Below are 21,397 nucleotides of genomic sequence, written 5' to 3' on the forward strand. Positions count from 1 at the left end.
ATGGCTATGATATTCACAAACAAAATTCACCAAAAATAGTATGCCGCTAATGAAATAAAGCCATACATTTGCACTGTAAAAAACAATGAGCTTTCACACATACAAAGACTAAAGATGAACGAAAATCAGTGAAAGCGCTTAAATATAAGCGTTTTCACAAGAAAAAGCGTGTTTTTATGATATTTTTTGAAAAAAGTTAAGATTTCAAGAAGGAAAACGATTTTTTTTGTCGTATTATAAACGGGTACTAACTATGACAAGTGAAAGGTGTTAATCTTATGAACGTACGCTCCTTCCAGTTATCTGATTACCAGCCGTTAACTGCATTGCTAGAGGAAGTTTTGTCAGAAGAATGCTACGGGCTGACAATGGAAGCCTTTGCGCGTCAATTGTCATGGGATAGCGAGCTTGTGTTGGTCGCTGTCGAACACACAGAAATAGTCGGTATGATAATCGGCACAATCGATCAAAATAAAGGATATTATTATCGCATTGCGGTCTCTCCGCATCATCGCAGCAAGGGAGTTGGGAAGTCTCTCATATCAGGGCTTCGTCAGCGCTTCCAGCAGCGCGGCGTCAGCAAGATTCTGATTGCGGCTGACGAGCATAATGAACCTGTGCTGCCGCTTTATGAGGCGATGGGGTATGCGACGACGGATTTCTTCCGGTCCTTCCAGAAGCTGAGCATCGTAGCGGGGTAGAAGACAATTCGGCCATTCGTTCATTTATAGAGCATATCCGCATCGCTTATTGTTATGGCGATAGGATATGCTTTTCTTATATTGGATTGAGGAGTAAGCTTATGGAACATTATGAGCAATGCGTTATTAAAAGTTTCAAGCATAATGGCCATATTCACCGGCTATGGGAACAAAATTGGCTTGTTCCGGAATGGCGGCTCGCTGATGCGCAGCGGCAGGAATCCGCAATCGTCGTCATTAACCGGCAGACTCCGATTCAGGAGGCGAGCGGCAAGCAATGGGTGAGCCGGGTGCCTGCAGTATCCTTCTTCCTGCCTGGACAATGGTTCAATGTGGTGGCGTTGATCGAGGAAGAAGGGGTCCGATATTATTGCAATATTGCTTCCCCGCCCTATCGTCAGGAAAGTGTCGTCACCTATATCGATTACGATCTGGACGTCATTCGCACGATAGACGGAAGTCGTTACGTAGTGGATCAGGATGAATATGAGCGGCACAAAACACTTTATCATTACCCGCAGCTCGTGCAGAATAAGGTGAAGGAAGGGCTGTATACAGTGCTTGATCGCATCGATCACAATCAATCGCCATTTGGCGACGATACAGTCATGGCTTATTATAGAGATTGGTGCGTCATGCATGGCGATTTGGAGTAAGGGAGGCAGGATAGGAATGAAGGATGTCATCATTTATACGGACGGTGCATGCTCCGGCAATCCCGGTCCGGGCGGCTGGGGCGCTGTGCTGTTCTATGGATCGCACAAGAAGGAGATTTCCGGTGGAGCGAAGGATACGACGAATAACCGGATGGAGATTCAAGCGGTCATAGAGGGCCTGACTCTATTGAAAGAAGCTTGCCGCGTTACGGTATACAGTGATTCTGCCTATGTGGTCAACTGCTTTCAGAAGGGATGGATTCATGGCTGGTTACGCAATGGCTGGAAGAATAGCAAGGGGGCGGCAGTGGAAAATCAGGATCTGTGGAAGGCGCTATGGGAACTGATGAGCAAGCATAAGGTGGATTATGTGAAGGTGAAGGGGCACAGCGACAACGAATGGAATAACCGCTGCGACGAGCTAGCGCGGGAAGCGATAAGGCGGTTGTAGCGAATGTCAGACAGATGGTGTGAGCTGAAGCGGGAGATGAAGGAGGCGGCTTCCGGGTTAGGTATAGATGCAATCGGCGTCGCCTCCGCCGATCCCTTCCTGACCTTGAAGCAGCGTCTGATCCGCCATAGGGAGCTGGGGAGGGAGTCCGGCTTCGAAGAGCCGGACTTGGACAGAAGAACGGAGCCTTCCTTACTCTTCGACAATCCGCAGTCCATTATCGCGATAGCGGTCGCTTATGCCTCGAAGCTTAAGGACCCGCCGAAGTCAGAGCCCGGCGCTCGCCGCGGCATCATGTCCCGATCGGCCTGGGGCGAGGATTATCATACAGCTCTGCGGGAGCGGCTGGCAAGGCTGGAGCAATGGCTGAAGGAACGAGTGCCGGAGGCGCGATGTGAGAGTATGGTCGATACCGGCGCTCTATCGGACCGTGCTGTCGCCGAGAGAGCCGGCATAGGCTGGAGCGCCAAAAACTGCGCGGTCATCTCTCCCGAGCTGGGATCGTGGATATACTTGGGGGAGATGATTACGAACCTGCCTCTACCGCCGGACGAGCCGGTTACAGAGGGCTGCGGCAGCTGTACGAAGTGCATCGACGCTTGTCCTACAGGAGCGCTGGTCGGCCCGGGAGAGCTGGACGCGCAGAGCTGCGTCTCCTTCCTCACCCAGACGAAGGGGATGCTGTCTGATGAATATATGCGCAAGATCGGCAACCGGCTGTACGGCTGCGACACTTGCCAGATCGTGTGTCCTGTCAATCGGGGCAAAAACTGGACGCATCAGCCCGAGCTGCAGCCAGACAATGAACTGGCCAAGCCGTTGCTGTTGCCCCTGCTGTCGATGAGCAACAGGGAGTTCAAGGAGAGGTATGGACGCACCTCTTCCGCGTGGCGAGGTAAGAAGCCGATTCAACGCAATGCGGTCATCGCGCTTGGCAATTTCAAGGAAGCCGCGGCGGTTCCTGATTTGATACGCGTCTTGATGGAAGATCCTCGCCCCGTGCTGCGGGGAACGGCAGCTTGGTCGCTGGGCAGAATCGGGGGCGCGGATGCGGAAGCGGCATTGCGCCAAGCGGCAGTTCACGAGGAAGATGCGGAGGCGCTTGAGGCTATCCGTGAGGCTGTGCGACAATTAGAGAGGAATGGATAAGCCCGTTTCTTCTGTTTTCATTGCGGAAGCGGGCTTGTTCGTGCTATTATACTGTGATGTGACATTACAGAAGGGGTCTGATGGCAGATGGAATGGTACAATATCGTAATTCCCATTATCACGTTGATTGTAGGAGCGATTGCAGGCTTCTTCGTCGGTGTATTCTACTTGCGCAAGCAGCTGGAGCGGATGCAGAGCGATCCAGAGATGCTGCAGCGCATGGCGAAGCAAATGGGTTATAATCTGAACAACAATCAGATGAAGCGCGCTCAGCAAATGATGAAAAATCAAAAAATGCCTCGCAAGTAATAGAGGGAATCAAATAGATAACCGGAAGGAGATGTCTGGAAATGGCGGGAAGGAAAGATTACGTCAATTCGAAGGTAACAGAAAACCGGGAACAAATCGAGCATCATATTAAAGAAATATTAAAGCTGATCGGCGAGGATGTTGAACGCGAAGGGCTGCTGGAGACGCCAGCACGCGTCACTCGCATGTATGAGGAAATATTCGCAGGCTACGACGTGGACCCCAGTGAGGTGCTCGGCGTCACATTCGATGAGCAGCACGAGGAGCTCGTTATCGTGAAGGACATCATCTACTATAGCCAATGTGAGCATCATATGGCCCCATTCTTCGGCAAAGCCCATATCGGCTACATTCCAAGCGGCAAAATTGCCGGGCTTAGCAAGCTGGCTCGGCTAGTAGAGGCTGTCAGCCGGCGCTTGCAGGTGCAAGAGCGGATCACCTCCCAGATTGCAGATATTCTGGATAAGGAGCTTGCGCCCAATGGTGTTATGGTTGTCGTCGAAGGCGAGCATCTGTGCATGTGCGCACGAGGCATCAAGAAGCCGGGAAGCAATACGGTGACGTCGGCGGTCAGGGGGGAGTTCCGTTCCAATGCGGCGCTTCGCTCAGAATTCCTGTCGTTGCTGAAGCAATAACGAGAATTGGTATAGAAGCTTGGACGTTCCAGGGCGAGAGTGCTGCGAATGTCCAAGCTTCTTGCCTATTGCAGTAAACTCCGACACCGTGTCCCAATTGTGGTGTAGACCAGCATTAATGCTGGACTTAGGCATATTCCGCTTCCGATTCCAGCTTCTGCTCCACCTGGCTCAGGAACAGGGCCGCGCGCTGAATATATTCTTTCGGGTTCTTGCGATAGAGCAATTCATGGTAGCCGTTCTCGACGATCCAGGAGCGGGACAATTGCTCCTTTTGGTTGGCCGCTATCGTCTCGGCAGTGACTTGAGCCGCCTTGTCGTCATTCGTTCCGTGCACGATGAAGATCGGAATATCGTACTGATAATTCATGATGGCATCCACCGGCAATGCATCGAAGGAAGTCCCCGTCCATAGATGAAGCATCGATTCCAGCAGAGGCAACGAAGGGAATTCCGGCAGCGCCACGTAACGGGTCAAATTATCGAACAGTGCTTTCGGACTGGGCAGGAATAAGCTGTCGAGTATCATGGCGTCGATCTCGTCGCTTGCTAGCGCTGCCTGAAGAGCGGTGCCGGCTCCCATGGAGAAGCCCCATACGACGACTTCTTGGGCTCCTCTGGTTTTGGCGTAGTTGACGACTGCAAGCAGCTGCGCCGATTCCTCGCGCCCGCCTGTCGCCGGAGCTTTATATTCTTTAGAGGCATAGCCATAATCGAAGAGCAATACATTATAATCCAGTCTATGCACGAGCTTCGTCAACTCATACATGGGCACCCAGCTTTCTTCGCGATTGGCGCCGTAGCCGTGGCTGAATACGATCGTTCGATTCGCCTCATTCGCGTGTCCCGCCTCGGAAGCGGGGATATACCAGCCGCTTACGGTTGTATTGCCACTGTGACTGGGAATAATGATCTCTTCATAGGCCAGGCCGATCGCTTCCTTGGGATTGGAGGCGAGCGGGGGCACGAACGGATAAGCGAGCGTCCAGGCGACGAATCCGTGGAACAACAGGACGGTGATGAGGCACATAGCGGCGATGGAGGCGAGAATGGCGGCAAGCAGATGTCTCTTCCTGGTTCCGGTTGTTGCAGCAGGATTGCTCCGAGTAGGGAAAGTTGGCAGGGCTCTTGTGTTTCCAGCAAGGCTTCCATCTAAGGAGTGCGGTGTGATCATGGTGTTCATGGACAATCCCTCCCTTGGCATTAGTCGAAAGGTCGTGTGGCAAGTGTTATGAAAGCGCTATTAATTTCTGATACTTCTATCCTATGCAGGCAGCAAGGGCCTGTCAATTGATGTCGATGTCTTGTTAGAGGGCTGTAACGGCGCTGTAATATTGTATCCAGTTCTTTACGGTGAAGAGCGTTTGGAGTATACTAAATGAGAATTAATTTCAATAATTTTGCAATTGTGTTTCGTCCCATGAAACGTATATGATACATAGATAAGAACCTGCTATTGAGGAAGATATAAGGTTATTCATCATCAATTATGGATTGCAAGGAGCTGCTGGTATGGAGGAAGGGAAATCTACAGTGCGGGCTGTAGACAGGGCGCTGGATATTCTGCTTTGCTTTACGGTGAAGACAGACTGGGCGATGTCGGAGATCGCAGAGCATGTCGGTCTGCATAAGAGTACGGTTCACCGCATGCTGGCTACACTGGAGGATAAGGGCTTTATCACGCGTGATGCGGCAACGGACCGTTATCATCTGGGGCTGAAAGTGTGGGAACTGTCCGCTAATCTGTCCAGATCAGACGACCAGGCGACGATATGGCTGCCGGAGATGGTCAGGCTGCGTGACAGGCTGGGCGAGACGGTGAGCATCTATGTTCGCGACGGTACGGAGCGTATTCGGATGCAAGCGGTGCAGAGCAATCATCCTGTCCGCAGGGTAGCTCCGGTAGGGGTTAGGCTGCCTCTCTATGCAGGTGCCTCCAGCAAGGTGCTGATCGCCTATAGCGATCAGGCGACGCAGGAGAGTATGATGCGTGCTCGCACATGGATGACTGCTGTGGATACGGAGCATTACAGAGAGCAACTGCAGGAAGTGGCGGCTCAGGGCTTCGCGACCAGCTTCGAGGAGAGAGAGCTGGGCGTGGCTGCATTGTCTGCTCCGATCTTCAATCGGGAAGGCAAGCTTGCAGCGGCGTTATCCGTGTCTGGTCCCTCCAGCCGCCTGACGGAAGCGGTAATGCAGAGCTATGCTCCTATCGTGATGGAGGCGGCCAAGCGTATGGGGACGATGATAAGGTGAACAGGAAAGCCCTGAGACATCATAGATGTCTCAGGGCTTTCTCAATTCCCATACTTCCGGCAAAGCGGAAAGAATGGCGCTATTACATATTGGCAATCATCTGGCGCAATACCGTCTGCAGGATGCCGCCGTTGCGGTAGTAATCTACGTCAACGAGGGAGTCCAGACGGACAATGACAGTGAACTCGAAAGTAGAGCCGTCTTCGCGAGTAGCCGTTACGTTCAGTGTCTCGCCAGGCTTCACATCATTCGATAGTCCGGTAATGTCGAACTTCTCGCGGCCTGTAATGCCAAGCGTCTTCCAGCTTTGACCTTCCAGGAACTGCAGCGGCAGAACGCCCATGCCGACGAGGTTGGAGCGGTGAATACGCTCGAAGCTCTCCGCAATAACAGCTTTCACGCCCAGCAGGTACGTGCCTTTCGCGGCCCAGTCGCGGGAGCTGCCTGTGCCGTATTCTTTGCCCGCAATAACGACCAAGTTCTTGTCTTCGCTCTGATACTTCATGGAAGCGTCATAGATGGACATCACTTCATCTGTAGGCAGGTAAGTCGTTACGCCGCCTTCCGTACCCGGAGCAACCTGATTGCGGATGCGGATGTTGGCGAACGTGCCGCGCATCATCACTTCGTGGTTGCCGCGACGGGAGCCGTAGGAATTGAAGTCCTTGCGCTCGACGCCGTTGTCGATCAAGTACTTGCCGCCAGGGCTTGTCGGCGTAATATTGCCTGCAGGAGAGATGTGGTCCGTCGTGACGGAATCGCCCATCAACGCCAGCACATTCGCCGAATGGATGTCGGAGATGTCAGCCAGCTCGGAGCCCAGATTCTCGAAGAACGGCGGGTTCTGAATATAAGTGGACTTCGCATCCCACTCGTAGCTTTCGCCTTGCGGTACGTCGATTGCATTCCAGCGCTCGTTCTGCGTGAACACATTCTCGTACTTCGCGCGGAACATATCGGGATTGAGCGCAGTGGCGACCGCTTCTTTGATCTCGGCGTTCGTCGGCCAGATATCCTTCAGATAGACCGGCTGGCCGTCTTTGTCGTGGCCAAGCGGCTCGTTCGCCAGATCGATGTTCACAGTACCGGCCAATGCGTAAGCGACGACGAGTGGCGGAGAAGCCAGATAGTTCGCTTTCACTTGTGCGTGAACGCGGCCTTCGAAGTTGCGGTTGCCGGACAATACGGCGGCTACTGTCATGTCGTTGTCGGCGATTGCCGCGCTAACTTCATCAGGAAGCGGACCGGAGTTGCCGATACATGTCGCACAGCCATACCCTGCTACGTGGAAGCCTAGCGCTTCAAGCGATTCCAGCAGTCCGGCTTTCACCAGATAGTCGGTAACGACCAGGGAACCAGGCGTCAGCGAGCTCTTCACGTAAGCAGGCTTCGTGAGGCCGCGCTCTACCGCTTTCTTCGCGACAAGGCCTGCACCCAGCATAACGCTAGGGTTGGATGTGTTCGTACAGCTCGTAATCGCCGCGATGACGACCGCACCTGTACCCATCTTGGACTCTTCGCCGTCCTTATGCTTAACAGGTACAACCTGTTCGATCTTCTCTTCGTTCAAGCCGTATCCGCCCTTGTCGATCGGCGTGCGGATGATGCTGTTGAACGCTTCCTTCATGTCTGTCAGCTCGATGCGATCCTGCGGACGCTTCGGACCCGCCAGGGAAGGTACGATTGTGGACAGATCCAGCTCGATGACGTCCGTGAATACCGGATCAGGCGTCTCGTCTGTGCGGAACATGTCTTGCGCTTTGTAGTAGGCTTCAACAAGCTCTACTTGCTCTTCGCTGCGGCCAGTCTGACGCATGAAGTCCAGCGTCTCGCTGTCGACAGGGAAGAAGCCGACGGTTGCGCCGTATTCCGGAGCCATGTTCGCGACAGTCGCGCGGTCAGCCAAGCTGATGTTGGACAGACCAGGGCCGAAGAACTCGACGAACTTGCCGACAACGCCTTTCTTGCGAAGCATCTGAACAACAGTCAGCGCAAGGTCGGTTGCCGTAGCGCCTTCCGCCAGGCTGCCTGTCAGCTTGAAGCCGATCACTTCTGGCATAACGAAGTACAGCGGTTGGCCCAGCATGCCGGCTTCCGCCTCGATGCCGCCTACGCCCCAGCCGACAACGCCAAGACCGTTGATCATCGTCGTATGGGAGTCGGTTCCGACCAGGGAGTCCGGATAGACGACTGTCTCGCCGTCTGTTGTCTTCGTAGCAGCGACAGATGCCAGGTATTCCAGATTCACTTGGTGAACGATGCCTGTACCCGGAGGAACTGCGCGGAAGTTGTCGAACGCCGTCTGCGCCCAGCGAAGGAAGCGATAGCGCTCCTCATTGCGCTCGAATTCCACTTTCGTGTTATACTCCAGCGCATCCGGGCTGCCGAAGGCGTCAACCATAACGGAGTGGTCGATGACAAGATCGACAGGTACGAGCGGATTAATCTTCTTGGGATCTCCGCCTGCCTTCTTCACGGTGTCGCGCATAGCCGCAAGATCCACCACTACAGGGACGCCAGTGAAGTCTTGCAATACGATACGAGCCGGGATGAAAGGAATCTCCTTGTCCTCGCGGCCGCTTGCCCAGCTGGCAAGCTGCTTGACGTGCTCAGGTGTGATGGCGCGTCCGTCGAATTGGCGAACGGCCGCCTCCAGCAGCACTTTAATGGAGAAAGGCAGCTTGGACACATCGCCCAGGCCTTGCTCCTGCAACCCGTTCAGACGGTAATAGTTATAAGTCTTGCCGCCTGATTGGAGAGTCGTGCGAACGGAAAACTGATTTTGTTTAGTCATCGCTATTCTCCTTTGCTGAATGAATGGGAGTCGGTTTCGTTTGTTTCATCAGATGAAACTCAATTTCAAAAACCTTATACCTCTAGTATAGCTTTAAAAGGGCTTCGTCGTAAAGTCCATTCTGTCTATTCCAATGCTTCCAAAACCGCGGGCAAAGCCATTATATTCACTGCGCCTACCTATATACTGTCCCCAATCACCAACATCTCATGAAAATGATTCCAATGTCATATAATGAACCAGTATTTCTATGTCAACCAAACTGCAAGTCTGAAGCGGAGGGGATCGCGCATGGCAAAGTCAGGCGGGCGGGGCCCGCAAAAAAATCGGCAGCATCGTACAGGCAAGCCGGCTGCTTCGGAGAAGAGAACGGCTTCCGCGGCGCAGTCGCGCCGATCAGGGCAGGCGGCCATTCATAACGTGAGCGGCGGCATAGAGCCCGTCAAGCAACTGGAGCGGAAGAAGGTGAAGCTAAGCACATTGCTGGAAACTTCCGCTTACAGCGGCGGACATCAGGGTGGGGAGCATAGCTGGAAAGCCGCGATTGATCGTTATGTCAGCTTGTACAACCAGGCGGAGACGGAGCAGCATGCCCGTGCGTTGTCCGACTATATTGAAGACGATATCCACGAGGCGCGTCTGTCCTCGAAGATGGCCCGTCTGCGCGAGCGCGATCTGCTGCGCGGCGTGCTGCCGGCAGGCAGTCAGACGGAAGCGCAGTTGTTGCGTGTGAACGAGTCCGGGAGCGAAGTGTCTGTTCAAGTGCGATTGCATATAAAGCGGAGGATGGAGCATTCCGGACGTTATTATATGGAAGAACGTTATGAGCTGGAGCGACTGTGGCTATACGTGACGGAAGGCAGCTGGAGCATCAGGCAGGTCGAGCCGCAACTGGCAGAGCGGCGGTCGCGCTACGGCAGCGCGGCACATCAATGGCTGGCGGAATCGGAAGCCTCCGCCAACGACTCTCTTATTCTGACCCCATCCTTACCCTATCTCAATTATGACCTGCTGCCCCAATTCAAAAACAGGCATAACGGAATCCGCTACAGGAGAGATTTGGCTGCGGCCTATGCGGACAGATGGTGGAATGAAGGGAATCCCGCTTTTGAACTGTTCGAGGTGAATTGCACGAATTATGTCTCGCAGTGCATCTTTGCAGGCAATGCTCCTATGAACTATACTGGTAGAAGAGAAAGTGGCTGGTGGTACAAGGGAAGAATGAAAGGCGGGGAATGGTGGAGCTACAGCTGGGCCGTCTCGCATGCCTTGACCAATTACTTGGCCGCTCCGCGCAAGACCGGGCTTCGGGCCATTGAGACGGAGTCGGCGCGGGAACTGCAGCTCGGAGATGTTATCGTGTACGATTGGAACGGCGACAACCGATTCCAGCACAGCACGATCGTAACGGCCTTTGACGCGGCGGGAGAGCCGCTCGTTAATGCCAATACAGTAGCAAGTCGCCACCGTTATTGGGATTATAAGGATTCCTATGCGTGGACGGAAGGAACAAGATATCGCTTTTTTCATATACCTGATCTGTTGTAGTGCATTCATATGTAGTTATTCATTCATACCGGGGGATTGCGGACATGAGGAACAAAGTAAGAGTAGGCATTGTATACGGAGGCAAGTCGGGGGAGCATGAAGTATCGCTGCTGACTGCGCTCGCCGTCATGAAGGAGTTCGATTACACGCAATATGAGATAAAACCATTCTATATTACCCAGCAAGGAGAATGGAAGGCCGGCGCTGCGTTGAACGCGCCTCCTGACAGCGTGGAAACGCTGCGCCAAGGCAACGCATCGTCTTCCTCCAGCAGTCTGGCGCCGTTGTTCAGCATGCTGGACGGAGGCGGCAAAGCGACTGAGGCGAGCATCAGCAGCAATAAGGAAGTAACGCAAGGAAATGCCAGTCACGAAGCGCCGATCGATGTGATGTTCCCGCTGCTTCACGGCACGTATGGGGAGGACGGCACAATTCAAGGACTGTTCGAGATGGCGAATATCCCTTATGTCGGCGCGGGCGTGCTGGCGTCTGCAGTGGGCATGGATAAAGTGATGATGAAGAAGGTGTTCCAGCACGAGGGGCTGCCGCAATGCGTCTTCTACTACTTCACGCGCTCGCAGTGGCAGAACGACTCTTCCCTCCATATTGAGGCGTGTGAAGCGGCGCTCGGTTATCCGTGCTTCGTCAAGCCGGCCAATCTGGGTTCCAGTGTGGGCGTGTCCAAGGCGAAAGATCGCGAAGAACTGGTGCAGGCGGTACAGTATGCTCTTCGCTTCGACCGCAAGGTAATCGTGGAGGAATTCGTGGATGCGCGCGAGATTGAAGTTGCCGTGCTGGGCAATGACGAGCCGGAAGCTTCGGTGCCGGGCGAGATTGCTTCATCCAATGAATTCTATGATTATAAAGCGAAATATATCGACGGCAAATCCGCAATGATCATCCCCGCGGAGCTGACTCAGGAGAAGACGGACGCCGTAAGGGACATGGCGGTTCGCGCCTTCCGGGCGGTGGACGGTACCGGACTGGCTCGCGTCGACTTCTTCCTGCGCAAGGCGGATCAAGCGCTGCTGATCAACGAGTTGAACACGCTGCCGGGCTTCACCCCGTTCAGCATGTACCCGCTCATGTGGAAGGAGAGCGGACTGCCGTATAAGGAACTGCTGGCCAAGCTGATCGAATTGGCGCTGGAGCGTCACCGGGAAAAGAGTTATATTCAATATTCTGACGAATCGCTGTAATGGTGAAGCAATATAGATCTAAATTTAGAGGAAACGGGGAATAAAGATGGGATTCGAGACAGAGTTCAATTCCGTGTGCAAGTTCAAGTCGGAGCAAGAGCTGTATGAATTGCTGGAATACGGAAAGGGTAAAATGGTAAAGAGCGGATTCCGAGTCTACCCCACCGGCCAGAAGGTGATTGCCTACAATCCAAGCAATCAGGCGATTGCAATTGTGCGAATTATGGCATCCGTTGCAGAAATCAATTTTCAAGGGGAAGAAGTGACGGGAGTGGAGATGGAATTGGTAAGAAAGCTGACCGAGGAAGAATCCAGTGTGCAGACGGCGCTGGCCCATGAGATGTTCTTCGGCGAGCGTGAGCAGCAATGATCGTCCGTCTCGGCTTCGTCGCGATGAGCCTGATGCTGGAGAATGCATCGCCATCGCGCACGATGACCTACGCTACATTGTCGAAGCTGGCGGATCGCGAAGCGGGCATTCGAAGACTAGAGCATATCGCGGAGGAGAACCTGCATAATACGCTACGTATTCTGAAGCATAGTCATGCGCACGACATTGCCATGTATCGGCTCTCTTCCAAGCTTATACCGCTTGCGACGCACGACGCACTGGAAGGGTGGGACCCTTATGCAGTGCTGGAGCCTTCCTTCCGGAAGATCGGCGACTATGCGCGCAAGGTCGGCATACGCCTCTCCTTCCATCCCGATCACTTCTGTGTGTTCAGTACGCCGAGGCCGGAGGTGCTGCGCAAGTCGGAGCATGATCTGATTCATCACGTGCGCATGCTGGAGGCGATGGGAGTGGATGAAGCTAGCAAGTGCAATATTCATATGGGCGGCGCTTACGGTGATAAAGCGGTGTCTAGCGAGCGGTTCATCGAGCAGTTCGGCGCATTGGACCCCAGATACAAGCATCGTGTGACGCTGGAGAACGATGATAAGACCTTCCAGGTGAAAGAGACGCTATCGGCGGCGGAGGCCGTCGGCGTGCCGATGGTGCTGGATATTCATCATCATGCGGTCAATCCCGGCGATACATGCGAGGAGGAGCTGACGGAAGCATTATGGCCGCGCATCCAGCGCACTTGGGAACTCGAGCGAATAAGGCTCGGTATGGAAGCTGCGAGTGAGCTCCCCCCCAAGATACATGCGTCCAGCCCCAAGAGCGCGACTGATCCGCGAGGTCATGCGGACAATGTTCAGGCGGAGCCGCTGCTTCACTTTCTTCGGAAGGTGGCGGGGTCGACCGAGCGGCTGGACTGCATGCTGGAAGCGAAGAGGAAGGATGCCGCATTGCTGCAGCTAATGGAGGACTTCAAGGCATTGGAGTCGAACGGACAAGGAGTCAAGGTGCTGGATGGCGCCAGTGTGGAGATTGAACCGTACTGACGCTTCCATGAGACCAAGACACAATTGAAGTAGGTGACGACTGAAAGTGGAATGGCTATTTCTTGTGCTGCTGGGAGTGGCGGCTGCCATGTTCGGCAGCATCGTCGGCCTTGGCGGCGGCATTATTATCGTGCCGGCTTTACTGTATATAGCGCCTTCATTGATCGGACAACCTGTCGATCACGGAACGGCTGTCGGCATTTCGCTGACGGTGCTGGTCGTGACCGCTCTGTCCTCCTCTAGGACTTACGCCAAGCGGGGGCTCGTTGACTTTCGCAGCGCATGGCTGTTGTTCGTGACGAGCGGTCCCGGCGCGCTACTTGGCTCGGCGCTGACAGGTCATATGAAGGCTGGTATATTCCAGTTGACATTCGGCATCTTCATGCTGTTCATGGCTGGACTCCTCATTGCCCGCGATTATATGAAACCGTTTGCCAAGGAGTGGTCGCGCAAGCGTACGGTCACCGATGCGAAGGGGCAGGAATATACTTACAGTTACGGCATGCTTCCGATGCTCTTGATCGGCTTTGGCGTCGGACTAATCTCCGGTCTGTTCGGCATCGGCGGCGGCTCCTTATTCGTACCGATGATGGTGCTGTTGTTCGCATTTCCTCCTCATATCGCGACGGCGACTTCGATGTTCGTCATCTTCCTGTCGTCCATTCTGGGCAGCGGCATGCATATCGCGCTAGGGGAAATCAATTGGCTGATGGCGGCTGCGTTAGTACCAGGTGCATGGATCGGCGGCAAGCTGGGAGCGGCTATAGCGATGAGGATGAGTGGGAAAGGCTTGCTCTGGCTGCTTCGCGCAACGTTGCTTCTGCTATCGATTCAGCTTATAGTAGAAGGGATTACAGCGCTATAGGGGATGACTCATTCATTGTTCGAAACGTATACCGTTATCATGCGTATATACTAAATCGATCTCAATTAAGGATAGAAAGAAGAGTGATAGAGCGTGAACGAAGAGCATAACGCCTCTGTGGTAGGCGGCAAGAGCTTCACCGCTGTCGCTATCAACTGTGCCTCCAAGGCAGGAGAATGGATCAAGACCAAGCTTGGCAACTATAATCAATTACAGTCGAAATATTCCTCGCAGGATCTCGTGACAGAAGTGGACAAGGGCTCGGAGCGGCTTATTCGCAATCTGATTGCGACCCACTTCCCCCACCATTCCTTCCTGGGCGAAGAAGGCGTGGAGCCGGGACCGGATGCTTCGGTGAAAGCGCTGGAGGAAGCCCGTAACGCCGAATATTTATGGATTGTCGATCCCATTGACGGCACGACCAACTTCGTGCACGGCTTTCCGTTCTTCTGTATATCCATCGCGCTTGCCCATCATGGCGAAGTGATTGTAGGCGTTGTATACGATCCGATGCGGAATGAATTGTTCGTCGCAGAGAAGGGCAAGGGCGCTTACGTACACGGCCGCAAGATGGGCGTTGCTAGTGAGGAGAGACTGCGGGAGAGTCTGGTTGCGACGGGATTGCCGCCGGATCAGCAAGCTGCGCTCCCGCTTAATTTGCGAGGAATCAATCAGCTTGCTCCCAAAGTTCGCAACTTGCGTATTGCGGGTTCCGCAGCGCTGCATATGGCGTATGTGGCCGCCGGGCGGCTAAGCGGATTCTGGGAGATCGGCCTGAATAGCTGGGATATGGCTGCAGGTTCGCTACTTATCCAGGAGTCCGGCGGGACGGTGACCGATATGAACGGCGAGCCATACAGTCTGGCGGTAAGGAACGTGACAGCGAGTAATGGACGCATACATGACGAACTGCTGACGGCGTTGAAGGAAGCGGAGACATCAGCAGAGTAGCAGAGGGAGACAGCTGTAAGGGCTGTCTCTTTCGCATAGAATGGCACATGTGCTAACGGAAGGGAGGAGATCGATGTGGCAAGCAACAGGTGCAAGCGGCTGGCCGCACACGCTGGCATAATCATGCTGATCGTCATAGCCGTGCTGGCGGCAGGCTGCCGGGATCGAGGCGGGGACAGCGGCGGCATGGCGGAGGACGTTAGACCGCAGCCGTCCGCCTCGGCGGATGAAGGCGAGAAGTCGGCGGAGAATGTGGAGGAGGAGCGTGCGCTGGAAGACGAAGGAAGCGAAGCGAGGGGCGAACCTTACCGGATTGAAGCGGAAGGACTGGCGATTCCATGGTCGATCGATTTCCACGGCGACGATATTTATATGAGCGAACGGGAAGGGCGGGTGATAACGGTTCGCAAGGGGACGCTGGTTCGGGAGGAGCTGCAGCTCGCCAAGCCAGTTCACCATGACGGAGAAGGCGGCTTGTTGGGCTTCCTGCTTGCGCCGGACTTCGCGGAATCCCGTCAAGCCTATGCTTATCATACGTATCGGGAGCAAGGGCAGGCGAAGAATCGTATCGTACTCCTTCTACATGAAGAAGGGGGATGGCAGGAGAAGCGGGCGCTGCTGGAGGATATACCGGGCAGCCTGTACCATAACGGAGGAAGGCTCGCCTTCGGACCGGACGGCATGCTGTACGCCACGACCGGCGATGCGGCGGAGAAGTCGCTGGCGCAGGACAAGTCCAGTCTGGCGGGTAAAATATTGCGCATGCTTCCGGACGGAGGCATTCCGGAAGATAATCCGATAGCGGATTCCTATGTATACACCTATGGGCACCGTAATCCGCAAGGCATGGCGTGGACGGCGGAGGGCGTCATGTACAGCACGGAACACGGGCCGTCCGGAAGTGTAGGCGGACATGATGAGATTAATCTCATAGTTGCTGGAAGCAACTACGGCTGGCCGATGCTCATAGGGGAGCAATCGCAAGAAGGAATGATTTCCCCCGTATATCATACCGGGATGGAGACGATCGCCCCTTCGGGCATGTTGATCGATGCGGAAGGAAGACTGCTGATTGCCGGCTTGCGCGGAGAGGCGATCTACCGTTATTCGCCGGACACCGATACGATGGAGAAGCTGCACGAAGGAGAAGGGCGTATTCGTGATGTGAGATTGAAGGACGACCGGCTCTATTTCATTACGAACAATAAGGACGGCCGAGGCTTCCCCGCTCCCGAGGACGACAGATTGATTTCCATCACATGGCCATGATGTGCCAATCCCTCCGACATCATCTAGCAAATAGTGACAAAAATCACAGTGGGTGCTAGGATGGTAAGGTAAGATAAAGTGAATCATACCATCTTTGTCGGGAGGATTTCGGTTATGAAGCTGCGGTTCGGTATTGTAGGAAAAATGGTGCTGGGCATTACGGCATGTTCCATCGTGACGTATAGCACAAGCGCCTTCTTTTTACTTGTATTAATGGATATATTCCCTGAAATTCCGGATATGGTCTTTATCGTCGGCACGTTGGCGATGGGTATATTCTGGACGGGCTTATTCGGCTATATTGCGACGAAGATGCTGCTGAAGCCGCTGCAAGCTGTTACGGCGGCCGTGCAGGAAGCGGCAACGGGCAATCTGAACGCCGTGAACATTCCGGTGAAGTCGAAGGATGAGATGGGACAACTGATCGAGTCGCTGCAATTCATGATGGGGCAGTTCAGCATGATCGTGAAGGGAATTAAGGAGAATTCGATGCTGACGGATCGCCACATCCAGGAGCTGCAAGGCGCGATTACGCAATCCGCTGTTCAATTGGAAGGTCTGGCGAATGAATCGGAGAAGATTACGACTGGAACGGGGGAGCAGGCTGAAGCGGCGGGACGGCTCAATGAGTCGGCAGATGCGCTCTATCAGTCCTCGCTGGATATGCAAGAAGAAGCGCTGCAGACGAAGCAGAGATCCATACATATGAATACAACAGCAGATCAGAGCGGTGAAGTGTTCCGCTCGCTAGTAGACGGCATGCACCATCTGGAAGAGCTGAACAAGAGCGCCATGGACGTAGTGAAGAAGATGAGCTTGCTGGCGGAGCAGATCGGCAGCATCTCCGAAGTTGTCGGGGATATTGCCGATCAGACGCATCTGCTGGCGCTGAACGCCGCTATCGAAGCGGCCCGCGCCGGTGAGGAGGGGAGAGGCTTCGTCGTCGTCGCGCACGAAGTGAAGACGCTGGCTGATCGAAGCGGCAAAGCCGTAGATGAGATCCGCCAGCTGGTGGAGCAGGTAGAGACCGGTGTCGGCAATGCGGTCGGTTATATCGAGAAGCAATACGAGGTGTCCCATAAGGAAGCAAAGCAAGGCGAGCAGTTCGCTGTCGCTTTCATGGAAGTGAAGCGGGAAGCGGAGCTGGTAGCCAGAGCGGTGGAGATGATGGCTGTCGGGCTTGCGGAACAGACGCAGCAGGTAGAGTCCTCCCGCGAGCAGACCGGCAAGGTGGCGGGCGCGGCGGATCATATTCGGGGCGGCGCTCAGCATATCTTCGCAGCATCCCAGCAGCAAGCTGCCGTTATGGAGGAGATTGCCGCTTCCACCGACGAGCTTCGGGCGAAGTCTACCGACCTGCTGCAGAAAGCGGCGTATTTCCGTACCTGACCGATGCTTGGACAGATGCCCAGAAGCACAATAACAATAAGAGCCGGCTCCTTTATCAGGGGCTGGCTTTTTTGTGCTGATAACTGTCTCAGCCGGCAGACTCCTTGCAAGCTGAAACAGCCTCATATTTGCCGACTTTACGTTCATATGAAAGACTTATAGCGACTCATTGACGGATTGCAAGTATTGCTTGGAATAATTCAAGTGGCTTGTCAGCAGCTGCTTGCCCTTTGCCGCATCTCGTTCACGCAAGGCTTCTACAATTTGCAGGTGATCGTTTACCGATTTGTCGCGCTCTGTGACGCTCATGTGATCATGCGGAACATTCGCGAAATACTCGATAATGAGATCAGTCATTTGAACGAAAAGCTTGTTGTTGGTAGCCTTAAGCAGACCGCGATGGAATTCGATGTCCGCATCTTGAATCGATTTCGTGTCTGTAAAAGCTTGCATCCGCAGCGCCAATTGCTTCAGCGCCTCCAAGTCTTCGTCGCTTGCACTCTGCACGGCCTGTTCAATAGCAGTCAATTCAAAAATTTGCCGCAATTCAAGCAAGTCGCCACGTGTTTTGTTGCCGAGCTTCCACATGAAAATCATATGTTCAAAGAGAGAAGTCAAATTGCTGTCGTCTTGCACATAAGCCCCTTCACCATGTCTGATAGTGATAATACCCGTGCTTTCCAGAATGCGAAGCGCTTCACGAAGCACGGTTCGGCTGACATTCAACATCTTGACCAGATCTCGTTCAGAGGGAAGCTTCTGACCCGGTTCAAGCTGATAGTTTAAAATATATTCTTTTAGATTTTCGCTCACGATTTTGCTGAGCGTTAAACGTTCGTGTTTCTGAATCGGTTTCATGGATGTAACCACCTAAATAAATTCTATTTCAAATAATGGTACAGCGGTTGAAGGTGTGCGAGCATGCATTGCTTGGCTCTTGGAGCATCTTTCTTCCGAATCCAGTGAAGGATTAAGCTATGCTGTTCATAGGCTTGTTCATAATCGCTCAAATGGTTAATCTTATCAAGCTGGCTGAGGCTGAAATAGTGGTGTACGACCTGGCTTAATTGACAGTAGGTGTCATTGCCGGTTGCCAGAAACAAAGCATGGTGAAATTGGAGATCTTCATGCTGCGGCTTTTCATTCCGTTCGATCCTCCCCAGAAGCACCTGGTTCCAGTGATCGATCGCATCGAGCTTGTTCGTATCGTAATGTGCAATCGCTAGATCAATAGCGCCGAGCTCAAGTATAGATCGGGTATCGAGCAGTTCCTTGAAATTGTTGCCGCCAATCTTCCAATGGAAAGCGATTTGTTCAAAGATTGACCTGACCGATAGCTCTCCGACAACGATGCCTTGTCCTGATTTGATTTCTATAATTCCCATCATCTGAAGCGATTTCAAAGCTTCTCGAACGACCGCGCGGCTTACACCCAGCGTTTCTATCATTTCTTTCTCGGCAGGAAGGCGGTCTCCTGGCTGCAACTCATGTTCGACAATATAATCTTTAATCCGGTCATAAACGATATCCACGAGAGATGTTTTTTTGATATGCATTGTCCACCACGCTTCATAGTGTGTTCATTCAGTGGTCATACTACCTGCTAAGATCGTAAGTGTTGGCAATGGAATTGTCAATATCTGAAGCGCTTAGCGGAAGCTCTTATCCATTGCAAAATGCAGCAAGATAACGATTAAAACAATAAAACTAGAGTTAAAAAATGTATTGACAGCGATTACAAACATGCTGTAATCTTATCGATAAAGCTGGTCTGACCAGAAGATTGAAGTATGAGTGAGGTGCGTATGTCGCCAATTCGACAGAGAAGGACGTACGCATGGCACAACATGAACATCAAAGAAATGGGGTGAAGGAATGACAGTTAGGGAATGGGATACAGAGAAATATAAGGGCGTCTTCGTCGCAATGTATTCGGCTTACGACGACACTGGAAAGGTGAGCAAGGAACGAGTAAGGAAATTAGCACGTTATTATGCGTCTACCGGTGTTAAGGGATTGTATGTGGGTGGAAGCTCTGGCGAGGGCATTCTTCATTCGACAGAAGAAAGAAAACAAGTTCTGGAAGCGGTTATGGAGGAAGTGGCGAAGGAGCTAATCATCATTGTTCATGTAGGAGCGAATTCTACGAAAGAAAGCGTTGAGCTGGCTGTACATGCTGAATCGGTAGGTGTTGACGCCATTTCTAGCGTCCCTGCCATCTACTACCGATTATCGGAAGCGTCTGTCGAGCGGCATTGGCAGGAAATGATAGACAGTACCTCTTTGCCTTTCATCATCTACAACATCCCGCAAACAACGGGCTTTCATCTGTCCCAAACGTTGTTTAAGAAAATGGCCAGGCAAGATAAAGTCATCGGGATCAAAATGTCCGGGGAAAGCGTGTTCGAGCTTCAACAATTTAAAGCAAATGCCGAAAAACCGCTTCTGGTCTATAACGGGCCGGATGAACAATATTTGGGCGGTAGAATTATGGGCGCGGACGGTGGAATCGGCGGAACCTATGGGGTCATGCCTGAATTGTTTTGCCGGTTGGAACGGTTTTACCGGGAGGGCGAAATTAATAAAGCTCAGCAGTTGCAAGGCAAGATTAACGCAATCATCAGCAAGCTGCTGAGCTTCCCGTCTCTATACGGCGCATGCAAAGCTATTCTAAGCCTAAGAGGGATCGAGACGGGAGTTCCGAGATTGCCGCTATTGCCGATAGGAGAGGCGGATTCGGAACGATTAATTGAGCTGAACGGAGAAATTGAGAAGCTTACGGCCTCTTATACCTCTCTCCAAGTTTGAAGAGGGTGAGGCCGCTGGATGAAATCACTATTTTATAGTGGGAGTGGAACCATGTCCAAAAAAACTGAAACGGTTCAAAGAACTACGCTACAGCCAATGAAAAAAATGAAATTGCTTTACCTCATGCTGCTGCTTCCCGTCATTATGTTATTTGTTTTCAACTATCTTCCTATGTATGGGGTTCTCATTGCGTTTAAAGATTTTTCACCAGGACTTGGGATTTGGGGGAGCGCTTGGAATCAATTCGATCATTTTACTAGGCTTTTCTCGGACTTTTTATTTATCAGAGCGTTAAGCAATACCCTTTGGATTAGTATTTTAAAAATCATCATTGCTTTCCCCGCACCGATTTTATTTGCACTGCTGCTTAATGAAATCCGAAATCAAAAATTTTTAAAGGTTACCCAGTCAATCTCTTATTTGCCGCACTTTATGTCGTGGGTCATTTTATCGGCCATGATTATTGAAGTGTTCTCGCCCCAAAGAGGAATCGTAAACTTCATCATCACTTCCTTTGGCGGAGATCCGATTCACTTTCTATCCAGCAAGCTTTACTTTATTCCGGTGCTCCTATTGACAGATATTTGGAAGGAAGTCGGCTATGGTGCGATTATTTACCTGGCGGCGATTGCATCTGTCGATCCTTCGCTCTACGAAGCGGCCGACATGGACGGTGCAGGCAGATTCAAAAAAATGCTTCATATTACTCTGCCATCCATCATGCCTATGGTCATTATTTTATTCATCCTTCGATTAGGCGGCATTCTGAATGCGGGATTCGATCAAATTCTGAACTTGTACAACCCGCTTGTCTACGAAGTAGCCGACATTATCGATACCTACGTATACCGCAGCGGTCTTGAGCAATTCCAATTCGATTATGCTACCGCGGTCGGATTGTTCAAGAACATCATCGGCGTCATTTTCATCTTGGGTGCGAATGCGATCATCCGTAGAAAAAGCGAGCATGGTATCTGGTAGAAAGGAGGAAAACATATGGCGAGCGCAAAAAAATTCTCGCTCTTCGA

The 21,397-nt window shown here is 52.6% G+C and carries 21 protein-coding genes; 17 read left to right on the plus strand and 4 right to left on the minus strand.

From position 1 onward, the window contains the following. The first annotated feature begins 278 nt into the window (after window positions 1–278). The 6 genes from ACFQ2I_RS18315 (at window position 279) to folE (ending at window position 3,901) form a co-directional block, all read left to right on the plus strand. Entirely contained in the window at window positions 279–701 is a 423-nt protein-coding gene (locus tag ACFQ2I_RS18315) for a GNAT family N-acetyltransferase (RefSeq protein WP_377566759.1), read from the plus strand. Between the two features lie 101 nt (window positions 702–802). Beyond that, a complete protein-coding gene (locus ACFQ2I_RS18320) occupies window positions 803–1,357 on the plus strand; it encodes a DUF402 domain-containing protein (protein ID WP_377566761.1) in 555 nt (184 codons plus the stop codon). A 16-nt stretch (window positions 1,358–1,373) separates the two neighbouring features. Continuing rightward, entirely contained in the window at window positions 1,374–1,808 is a 435-nt protein-coding gene (gene rnhA, locus ACFQ2I_RS18325) for a ribonuclease HI (protein WP_377566763.1), read from the plus strand. 3 nt (window positions 1,809–1,811) lie between these two features. Further along, window positions 1,812–2,957: a tRNA epoxyqueuosine(34) reductase QueG gene (queG, locus tag ACFQ2I_RS18330; RefSeq protein ID WP_377566765.1), complete on the plus strand. Its 1,146-nt coding sequence runs from the start codon at window positions 1,812–1,814 to the stop codon at window positions 2,955–2,957. 87 nt (window positions 2,958–3,044) lie between these two features. After that, window positions 3,045–3,266 carry a YneF family protein gene (locus tag ACFQ2I_RS18335; protein WP_377566767.1) on the plus strand — a complete coding sequence of 74 codons (222 nt, stop codon included), beginning with the start codon at window positions 3,045–3,047 and terminating at the stop codon, window positions 3,264–3,266. A gap of 41 nt (window positions 3,267–3,307) precedes the next feature. Next, complete coding sequence (folE, locus tag ACFQ2I_RS18340) at window positions 3,308–3,901, plus strand: GTP cyclohydrolase I FolE (RefSeq protein ID WP_377566769.1); 594 nt, start codon at window positions 3,308–3,310, stop codon at window positions 3,899–3,901. A gap of 127 nt (window positions 3,902–4,028) precedes the next feature. On the opposite strand, the gene ACFQ2I_RS18345 is transcribed toward folE, so the two are convergent. After that, entirely contained in the window at window positions 4,029–5,084 is a 1,056-nt protein-coding gene (locus tag ACFQ2I_RS18345; RefSeq protein ID WP_377566771.1) for an alpha/beta hydrolase, read from the minus strand. A 329-nt stretch (window positions 5,085–5,413) separates the two neighbouring features. Between ACFQ2I_RS18345 and ACFQ2I_RS18350 the strand changes: the two genes are divergently transcribed. Beyond that, the gene (locus ACFQ2I_RS18350; RefSeq protein ID WP_377566773.1) at window positions 5,414–6,157 is read left to right on the plus strand and encodes an IclR family transcriptional regulator; all 744 of its coding nucleotides are present in this window, start codon (window positions 5,414–5,416) and stop codon (window positions 6,155–6,157) included. An 82-nt stretch (window positions 6,158–6,239) separates the two neighbouring features. Here ACFQ2I_RS18350 and acnA read toward each other — a convergent pair whose 3' ends face one another. Beyond that, complete coding sequence (gene acnA / locus ACFQ2I_RS18355) at window positions 6,240–8,951, minus strand: aconitate hydratase AcnA (protein WP_377566775.1); 2,712 nt, start codon at window positions 8,949–8,951, stop codon at window positions 6,240–6,242. Between the two features lie 291 nt (window positions 8,952–9,242). On the opposite strand from acnA, the gene ACFQ2I_RS18360 reads away from it, so the two are divergent. The 8 genes from ACFQ2I_RS18360 (at window position 9,243) to ACFQ2I_RS18395 (ending at window position 17,561) form a co-directional block, all read left to right on the plus strand. Beyond that, the gene (locus ACFQ2I_RS18360; RefSeq protein ID WP_377566777.1) at window positions 9,243–10,499 is read left to right on the plus strand and encodes an amidase domain-containing protein; all 1,257 of its coding nucleotides are present in this window, start codon (window positions 9,243–9,245) and stop codon (window positions 10,497–10,499) included. A gap of 44 nt (window positions 10,500–10,543) precedes the next feature. After that, window positions 10,544–11,698, plus strand: a complete 1,155-nt coding sequence (locus ACFQ2I_RS18365; RefSeq protein ID WP_377566779.1) for a D-alanine--D-alanine ligase — start codon at window positions 10,544–10,546, stop codon at window positions 11,696–11,698. Between the two features lie 46 nt (window positions 11,699–11,744). Further along, entirely contained in the window at window positions 11,745–12,068 is a 324-nt protein-coding gene (locus ACFQ2I_RS18370) for a hypothetical protein (protein WP_377566781.1), read from the plus strand. Next, window positions 12,065–13,087, plus strand: a complete 1,023-nt coding sequence (uvsE, locus tag ACFQ2I_RS18375; protein WP_377566783.1) for a UV DNA damage repair endonuclease UvsE — start codon at window positions 12,065–12,067, stop codon at window positions 13,085–13,087. The genes ACFQ2I_RS18370 and uvsE overlap by 4 nt, the downstream gene beginning before the upstream one ends. Before the next feature lie 46 nt (window positions 13,088–13,133). Next, on the plus strand, window positions 13,134–13,952 hold the full coding sequence (locus ACFQ2I_RS18380) for a sulfite exporter TauE/SafE family protein (protein WP_377566785.1): 819 nt from the start codon (window positions 13,134–13,136) through the stop codon (window positions 13,950–13,952). Window positions 13,953–14,045: 93 nt separating this feature from the next. Further along, on the plus strand, window positions 14,046–14,903 hold the full coding sequence (locus ACFQ2I_RS18385) for an inositol monophosphatase family protein (RefSeq protein WP_377566787.1): 858 nt from the start codon (window positions 14,046–14,048) through the stop codon (window positions 14,901–14,903). 75 nt (window positions 14,904–14,978) lie between these two features. Continuing rightward, window positions 14,979–16,172 (plus strand): PQQ-dependent sugar dehydrogenase, encoded by a 1,194-nt coding sequence (locus ACFQ2I_RS18390; RefSeq protein WP_377566789.1) that lies wholly within the window; start codon window positions 14,979–14,981, stop codon window positions 16,170–16,172. Between the two features lie 114 nt (window positions 16,173–16,286). Further along, window positions 16,287–17,561, plus strand: coding sequence for a methyl-accepting chemotaxis protein (locus tag ACFQ2I_RS18395; RefSeq protein ID WP_377566791.1), 1,275 nt, complete (start codon window positions 16,287–16,289; stop codon window positions 17,559–17,561). Between the two features lie 156 nt (window positions 17,562–17,717). On the opposite strand, the gene ACFQ2I_RS18400 is transcribed toward ACFQ2I_RS18395, so the two are convergent. After that, window positions 17,718–18,419 carry a FadR/GntR family transcriptional regulator gene (locus tag ACFQ2I_RS18400; protein ID WP_377566793.1) on the minus strand — a complete coding sequence of 234 codons (702 nt, stop codon included), beginning with the start codon at window positions 18,417–18,419 and terminating at the stop codon, window positions 17,718–17,720. Between the two features lie 23 nt (window positions 18,420–18,442). Beyond that, the gene (locus ACFQ2I_RS18405; RefSeq protein WP_377566795.1) at window positions 18,443–19,117 is read right to left on the minus strand and encodes a FadR/GntR family transcriptional regulator; all 675 of its coding nucleotides are present in this window, start codon (window positions 19,115–19,117) and stop codon (window positions 18,443–18,445) included. Window positions 19,118–19,436: 319 nt separating this feature from the next. Here ACFQ2I_RS18405 and ACFQ2I_RS18410 point away from each other — a divergent pair, with 319 nt between their 5' ends. Continuing rightward, window positions 19,437–20,369 carry a dihydrodipicolinate synthase family protein gene (locus ACFQ2I_RS18410; protein ID WP_377566797.1) on the plus strand — a complete coding sequence of 311 codons (933 nt, stop codon included), beginning with the start codon at window positions 19,437–19,439 and terminating at the stop codon, window positions 20,367–20,369. Between the two features lie 51 nt (window positions 20,370–20,420). Further along, window positions 20,421–21,350 (plus strand): ABC transporter permease, encoded by a 930-nt coding sequence (locus tag ACFQ2I_RS18415; RefSeq protein WP_377566799.1) that lies wholly within the window; start codon window positions 20,421–20,423, stop codon window positions 21,348–21,350. Window positions 21,351–21,397: the final 47 nt, after the last annotated feature.

It is taken from the genome of Paenibacillus chungangensis, assembly GCF_042675905.1.
Classification (GTDB): domain Bacteria; phylum Bacillota; class Bacilli; order Paenibacillales; family Paenibacillaceae; genus Pristimantibacillus; species Pristimantibacillus chungangensis.